This is a genomic window from Pasteurella canis, from assembly GCF_900454865.1.
GTDB classification, from domain to species: domain Bacteria; phylum Pseudomonadota; class Gammaproteobacteria; order Enterobacterales; family Pasteurellaceae; genus Pasteurella; species Pasteurella canis.
Genome location: NZ_UGTV01000019.1, coordinates 1 through 7,436, shown reverse-complemented (window position 1 = coordinate 7,436; position 7,436 = coordinate 1). Strand labels below are relative to the sequence as shown.

At 35.8% G+C, this 7,436-nt stretch carries 8 pseudogenes; 4 read left to right on the top strand and 4 right to left on the bottom strand.

What is annotated here, in order from left to right:
• Positions 1 to 568: pseudogene (gene prmB, locus DYE19_RS11135) on the bottom strand (50S ribosomal protein L3 N(5)-glutamine methyltransferase); the annotation flags it as partial.
• A gap of 123 nt (positions 569 to 691) precedes the next feature.
• On the opposite strand from prmB (DYE19_RS11135), the pseudogene smrB (DYE19_RS11130) reads away from it, so the two are divergent.
• Positions 692 to 1,197, top strand: a pseudogene (gene smrB, locus DYE19_RS11130) (endonuclease SmrB).
• Here smrB (DYE19_RS11130) and yccS (DYE19_RS11125) read toward each other — a convergent pair.
• Both yccS (DYE19_RS11125) and DYE19_RS11120 read right to left on the bottom strand, forming a co-directional pair.
• Positions 1,183 to 3,328: pseudogene (gene yccS / locus DYE19_RS11125) on the bottom strand (YccS family putative transporter). The pseudogenes smrB (DYE19_RS11130) and yccS (DYE19_RS11125) overlap by 15 nt on opposite strands.
• Before the next feature lie 14 nt (positions 3,329 to 3,342).
• Positions 3,343 to 3,721, bottom strand: a pseudogene (locus tag DYE19_RS11120) (YccF domain-containing protein); the annotation flags it as partial.
• 6 nt (positions 3,722 to 3,727) lie between these two features.
• Here DYE19_RS11120 and DYE19_RS11115 point away from each other — a divergent pair.
• Together DYE19_RS11115 and yccS (DYE19_RS11110) are read left to right on the top strand one after the other, a co-directional pair.
• Positions 3,728 to 4,066: pseudogene (locus tag DYE19_RS11115) on the top strand (YccF domain-containing protein); the annotation flags it as partial.
• Between the two features lie 14 nt (positions 4,067 to 4,080).
• Positions 4,081 to 6,223 (top strand): annotated as a pseudogene (gene yccS / locus DYE19_RS11110) (YccS family putative transporter).
• Here the strand turns inward: yccS (DYE19_RS11110) and smrB (DYE19_RS11105) are convergent.
• Positions 6,209 to 6,714 (bottom strand): annotated as a pseudogene (smrB, locus tag DYE19_RS11105) (endonuclease SmrB). The pseudogenes yccS (DYE19_RS11110) and smrB (DYE19_RS11105) sit on opposite strands and share 15 nt — an antisense overlap.
• Positions 6,715 to 6,837: 123 nt before the next feature.
• Here smrB (DYE19_RS11105) and prmB (DYE19_RS11100) point away from each other — a divergent pair.
• Positions 6,838 to 7,436 (top strand): annotated as a pseudogene (prmB, locus tag DYE19_RS11100) (50S ribosomal protein L3 N(5)-glutamine methyltransferase); the annotation flags it as partial.

Genomic DNA, 7,436 nt, shown 5'->3' with positions numbered 1-7,436 from the left:
TTAACATATTGTGGCGTTCTATATTAATTTCTGCGACACTTAATGCATCAGCAGAAAGATCTACCGCATCTACTTCTGATTCTGGGAATTGCTCTGCACAAGCGATAGCGATGCAGCCACTGCCAGTACACATGTCTAAAATGCGTTTCGGTTCTGTTTTTAATAAACCAGCAAAACCTGTTTGAATAAGAGCACTAATTGGTGAACGAGGAATAATAACACGCTCATCAATATAGAAATTTTAGACACAAAACCAAGCTTGCTTAGTCAGATAGGCAACAGGAATCCGTTTTTCAATACGCTGAATGACTGAACGTAATAATACTTCTTTTTCTGTACGAGTTAAATTCGCTGCATAGAATTCTGGAGGAAAGTCGATAGGTAGATCAAGTGTAGCAAAAACTAGCTGTAATGCCTCATCCCAAGCATTATCATAGCCATGACCATAATAAATATCTGCACGATTAAATGTACTGTAAGTCCAGCGTAAGAAGTCTTGGATAGAATGTAATTCATTATGTACTTGATCAGAAATAATGGTTTCAATGAGATCTTGATTATATGTCATAGTATGTCTATAGCTAAAAGAGAAAAGTGACTTAGTTATACCATATTCAATGAAATTTGGGAAATCAAGCTCAATAATAATATGCTATCATAACGGAATTTGAAAAATTAGGTCGAGGTGAATATGCTAAAACCAGAAGATATTGCGCTATTTCGTATAGCAACTCAAGGGTCAAAACGTTAAAACAAGATACTTTTGTAGCGCCTCGTCAGAACAAAAGAATCAAAAAAATCCACTAAGACAAATTCGAGAGCAAGAGGACACTTTATTTTTATTTTTCTGATGAATATGAACCATTACTAAATGAAGAAAGAGCGGTGAAATATTTGCGAGAAGGGGAAGATTCCCATTTATTAAAACAGCTTCGCCGAGGTGATTTCTCACCTGAATTGTTTTTGGATTTACATGGTTTAACACGTGAACAAGCTAAACTAGAATTAGCGAGTTTAATCCAAGCTTGTGAAAAGGAGCATATTTATTGTGCGAGTGTCATGACTGGTTATGGTTCGTACATATTAAAGCGCCAGATTCCTCGTTGGTTAGTGCAACATCCCAAGGTGAAAGCACTACACCAAGCCCCCAAAGAGTGGGGGGGGGATGCGGCAATTTTAATCTTACTCGATGTCTAATTGTTGAAGTATAGTATAGAGTAATGGCAATATTTGACTAATCATATTGAGTTGTTGGATTGGCACACTAAATTGGGGTTGTAGTAAATATTCACATTGCTCTATATTAGCTTTTGCTAAGTCTTCTTTTATTTTTTCCTGCAGTTTAGCGAAGATATCTGGTCTTAATCTATCAATATGCTCTAATACATAGATGATTTTTTTTAGCTACTGGATAAAATCCAGAAAGAAACTCAGTATTTTGTTGTAACTTTTTCATATTGCTGCGGTATGCCCCTAATGCAGAAATGTAGCTTAGTAGCGAATAGTTTACCTTAAGCAACTCGAATCCTTTTTGCAAATGAGCCTGATATTTTTGTGGTTCATTATTCATATTCGATATTATAGTGCTTAATGCAGTCGCATTCTCATGAGCATTACGGCGAACAATTCTATATTTCAGATTATCTCCTTTACCAAATTGTAATTGACTAATGATATAAAGGAGATATTTAGCATTACTCTTAATTGCTTGCCGACTGACTTTATCGAGCTGGAGATATTTCCAATCTGGCCATAAGTAAGAGACTGCAAACCACGCAATTGCAGCACCAATCAATGTATCTAACACACGAGAATACATAGCTTCATGAAGATCAAATCCCCATGACATCAAAACTAATTAAAACTTGCAACGTGATAAAAAAAGTTGAAAAACTGTAGTTATTACTTCGGAAAAAGAAAAATAAAGTGCTGGTTGCGACGATAAGCCCCAGCTGTAATTCAAGAGTGGGATTAATATAAGGTAATAATGAAACCGATGATGACACCTAAAATAGTACCAATTATGCGTTGTCTCAAGCGCATTTTGGGTTGCAGAGTAATTTGGTTGGCAAACAAAAACTGATGTCAATAAGATCCAATAACCTCTATCAGTTTGAAAAAATTCGACAATAGTACACGAAGTGAATACTACAATAGATAAGCGGACAGCATGACGGAATAATTGCGAATTAAAATGGCAATGGCTTTTAATTGCATACAGGATATTACTGAGCCCACGTATTTGTTCAGTATGAATTTGTGCTGTACCAGAGTGCTCATTTTGCTGAGACTCTTGATCTAAATGACTTAATTGCCATTCTACAGCTTGTAAATTTTCGATTAATGTTTTTAGATTCAGTAAAAGAGGTTCATTTTCAGGATGAGCTTGTGCATAAAGATCAAAGGATTGATTGAGCCCTAAAATCGCTTTTTCAACTTTATTATTGTAATTATATTTTTTATTTTGCTGTAAGCTCAAACCAATTTCACGACAGGCTTGTGCTTGCAATTCAAACAAACGTTGGATTCGAAAGATAAGATCTGTATTTTTGAGTTGCTCTGCAATAGCTTGATAGTTGAACAGGCTGGAATTGGCCCGCTCATGAATATCTTGTGCAGCAAAATAGTAACGAATCATTTTCGTCGTTCGGCTATGTCTGTGTTGTCCACGGATACGATAAAATAATGCTGTGCGAGCCGAGTTGAATGCATCAATTAATGCACTATCTTTCATAGCTAAATTGACTTCTTTATGACCTAACCATTCTATATCATCAGGATCGAAGAATCGCGCTTTGGCCTCTAAGTATTCGCCTAAGGCAATAAAGGATTTCGCCATACTTTCTTGTACTGGGCGGTTCGGAAAAAATAAATGAACAATTAATGTAGTTATGCTATAGAGCAATGTACCACATAAAATCATAATTGGATTGATAAACCAAACTGTATCAGGTAGGTAAGATAAAGTTGTGTATAATGCGATGACTAGGGTACCAAATGCAATTGTGCTATAGCGTTGACCAATGGCGCCTACCATAGTAAAGAGAAAGGTAATTACAGTCATTAATAATGTAAATTGAACGCTATTACCAATACTAATTTGAACAACAAGTGAGGAAATAGAAAATGCAATAAGTGTATAGAATACATTTTTTAATCGACCCGTTAAGCGGTTATCAAGATCAACTAAGCCACCTGCAATAATCCCTAAAATCAACGGCATGCTTTGTTGTGAGATATCGAGTAACCAAATAGCACAAGCCGCAATATTAACCGCGATGAAAATAGGGATTGTGGCAATGACTTTTGCATTCAGCCAATTATTCATTCTATTTCTTTCGATTATTTATAATGGTTATTGTAATGTTGCTGTGCAGCTTGTTTTCTTGCGATCTCAGCAACTTCTTTTGATACTACGCGTTGTCCAACTGGTAATAAGGCAATACCTGCTAATTTAAAATTAGCGAGTCCAACAGGAATACCGATAATAGTTAAGCATTGTGCAATACCTGAAAAAATATGGAATAAACAAAGCCACCAGCCGAAAAAGATAAACCAGAAGATATTTAAGATAGTGCCTAAGGAATTTCCTACTGTACTAGTAGGCTCGAGGTATTTCACATGAATAATGTCATTACCGAAAGGCATTAATGACATTTTACTAATTTCCCAGCAGCTTCTTGTATAAGGGCAATGTAATAATTAAGATAGCACTGACCACTTAGCAAGAAGCTGCTGGGAAATTAGTAAAATGTCATTAATGCCTTTCGGTAATGACATTATTCATGTGAAATACCTCGAGCCTACTAGTACAGTAGGAAATTCCTTAGGCACTATCTTAAATATCTTCTGGTTTATCTTTTTCGGCTGGTGGCTTTGTTTATTCCATATTTTTTCAGGTATTGCACAATGCTTAACTATTATCGGTATTCCTGTTGGACTCGCTAATTTTAAATTAGCAGGTATTGCCTTATTACCAGTTGGACAACGCGTAGTATCAAAAGAAGTTGCTGAGATCGCAAGAAAACAAGCTGCACAGCAACATTACAATAACCATTATAAATAATCGAAAGAAATAGAATGAATAATTGGCTGAATGCAAAAGTCATTGCCACAATCCCTATTTTCATCGCGGTTAATATTGCGGCTTGTGCTATTTGGTTACTCGATATCTCACAACAAAGCATGCCGTTGATTTTAGGGATTATTGCAGGTGGCTTAGTTGATCTTGATAACCGCTTAACGGGTCGATTAAAAAATGTATTCTATACACTTATTGCATTTTCTATTTCCTCACTTGTTGTTCAAATTAGTATTGGTAATAGCGTTCAATTTACATTATTAATGACTGTAATTACCTTTCTCTTTACTATGGTAGGCGCCATTGGTCAACGCTATAGCACAATTGCATTTGGTACCCTAGTCATCGCATTATACACAACTTTATCTTACCTACCTGATACAGTTTGGTTTATCAATCCAATTATGATTTTATGTGGTACATTGCTCTATAGCATAACTACATTAATTGTTCATTTATTTTTTCCGAACCGCCCAGTACAAGAAAGTATGGCGAAATCCTTTATTGCCTTAGGCGAATACTTAGAGGCCAAAGCGCGATTCTTCGATCCTGATGATATAGAATGGTTAGGTCATAAAGAAGTCAATTTAGCTATGAAAGATAGTGCATTAATTGATGCATTCAACTCGGCTCGCACAGCATTATTTTATCGTATCCGTGGACAACACAGACATAGCCGAACGACGAAAATGATTCGTTACTATTTTGCTGCACAAGATATTCATGAGCGGGCCAATTCCAGCCTGTTCAACTATCAAGCTATTGCAGAGCAACTCAAAAATACAGATCTTATCTTTCGAATCCAACGTTTGTTTGAATTGCAAGCACAAGCCTGTCGTGAAATTGGTTTGAGCTTACAGCAAAATAAAAAATATAATTACAATAATAAAGTTGAAAAAGCGATTTTAGGGCTCAATCAATCCTTTGATCTTTATGCACAAGCTCATCCTGAAAATGAACCTCTTTTACTGAATCTAAAAACATTAATCGAAAATTTACAAGCTGTAGAATGGCAATTAAGTCATTTAGATCAAGAGTCTCAGCAAAATGAGCACTCTGGTACAGCACAAATTCATACTGAACAAATACGTGGGCTCAGTAATATCCTGTATGCAATTAAAAGCCATTGCCATTTTAATTCGCAATTATTCCGTCATGCTGTCCGCTTATCTATTGTAGTATTCACTTCGTGTACTATTGTCGAATTTTTTCAACTTGATAGAGGTTATTGGATCTTATTGACATCAGTTTTTGTTTGCCAACCAAATTACTCTGCAACCAAAATGCGCTTGAGACAACGCATAATTGGTACTATTTTAGGTGTCATCATCGGTTCATTATTACCTTATATTAATCCACTCTTGAATTACAGCTGGGGCTTATCGTCGCAACCAGCACTTTATTTTTCTTTTTCCGAAGTAATAACTACAGTTTTTCAACTTTTTTTATCACGTTGCAAGTTTTAATTAGTTTTGATGTCATGGGATTTGATCTTCATGAAGCTATGTATTCTCGTGTGTTAGATACATTGATTGGTGCTGCAATTGCGTGGTTTGCAGTCTCTTACTTATGGCCAGATTGGAAATATCTCCAGCTCGATAAAGTCAGTCGGCAAGCAATTAAGAGTAATGCTAAATCTCCCTTTATATCATTAGTCAATTACAATTTGGTAAAGGAGATAATCTGAAATATAGAATTGTTCGCCGTAATGCTCATGAGAATGCGACTGCATTAAGCACTATAATATCGAATATGAATAATGAACCACAAAAATATCAGGCTCATTTGCAAAAAGGATTCGAGTTGCTTAAGGTAAACTATTCGCTACTAAGCTACATTTCTGCATTAGGGGCATACCGCAGCAATATGAAAAAGTTACAACAAAAATACTGAGTTTCTTTCTGGATTTTATCCAGTAGCTAAAAAAAATCATCTATGTATTAGAGCATATTGATAGATTAAGACCAGATATCTTCGCTAAACTGCAGGAAAAAATAAAAGAAGACTTAGCAAAAGCTAATATAGAGCAATGTGAATATTTACTACAACCCCAATTTAGTGTGCCAATCCAACAACTCAATATGATTAGTCAAAATATTGCCATTACTCTATACTATACTTCAACAATTAGACATCGAGTAAGATTAAAATTGCCGCATCCCCCCCCCTCTTTTGGGGGCTTGGTGTAGTGCTTTCACCTTGGGATGTTGCACTAACCAACGAGGAATCTGGCGCTTTAATATGTACGACCCATAACCAGTCATGACACTCGCACAATAAATATGCTCCTTTTCACAAGCTTGGATTAAACTCGCTAATTCTAGTTTAGCTTGTTCACGTGTTAAACCATGTAAATCCAAAAACAATTCAGGTGAAAATCACCTCGGCGAAGCTGTTTTAATAAATGGGAATCTTCCCCTTCTCGCAAATATTTCACCGCTCTTTCTTCATTTAGTAATGGTTCATATTCATCAGAAAAATAAAATAAAGTGTCCTCTTGCTCTCGAATTTGTCTTAGTGGTGATTTTTTGATTCTTTTGTTCTGACGAGGCGCTACAAAAAGTATCTTGTTTTAACGTTTTGACCCCTTGAGTTGCTATACGAAATAGCGCAATATCTTCTGGTTTTAGCATATTCACCTCGACCTAATTTTTCAAATTCCGTTATGATAGCATATTATTATTGAGCTTGATTTCCCAAATTTCATTGAATATGGTATAACTAAGTCACTTTTCTCTTTTAGCTATAGACATACTATGACATATAATCAAGATCTCATTGAAACCATTATTTCTGATCAAGTACATAATGAATTACATTCTATCCAAGACTTCTTACGCTGGACTTACAGTACATTTAATCGTGCAGATATTTATTATGGTCATGGCTATGATAATGCTTGGGATGAGGCATTACAGCTAGTTTTTGCTACACTTGATCTACCTATCGACTTTCCTCCAGAATTCTATGCAGCGAATTTAACTCGTACAGAAAAAGAAGTATTATTACGTTCAGTCATTCAGCGTATTGAAAAACGGATTCCTGTTGCCTATCTGACTAAGCAAGCTTGGTTTTGTGGTCTAAATTTCTATATTGATGAGCGTGTTATTATTCCTCGTTCACCAATTAGTGCTCTTATTCAAACAGGTTTTGCTGGTTTATTAAAAACAGAACCGAAACGCATTTTAGACATGTGTACTGGCAGTGGCTGCATCGCTATCGCTTGTGCAGAGCAATTCCCAGAATCAGAAGTAGATGCGGTAGACTTTCTGCTGATGCATTAAGTGTCGCAGAAATTAATATAGAACGCCACAATATGTTAATCGCGTTTATCCAATACAATCCGACTTGTTTA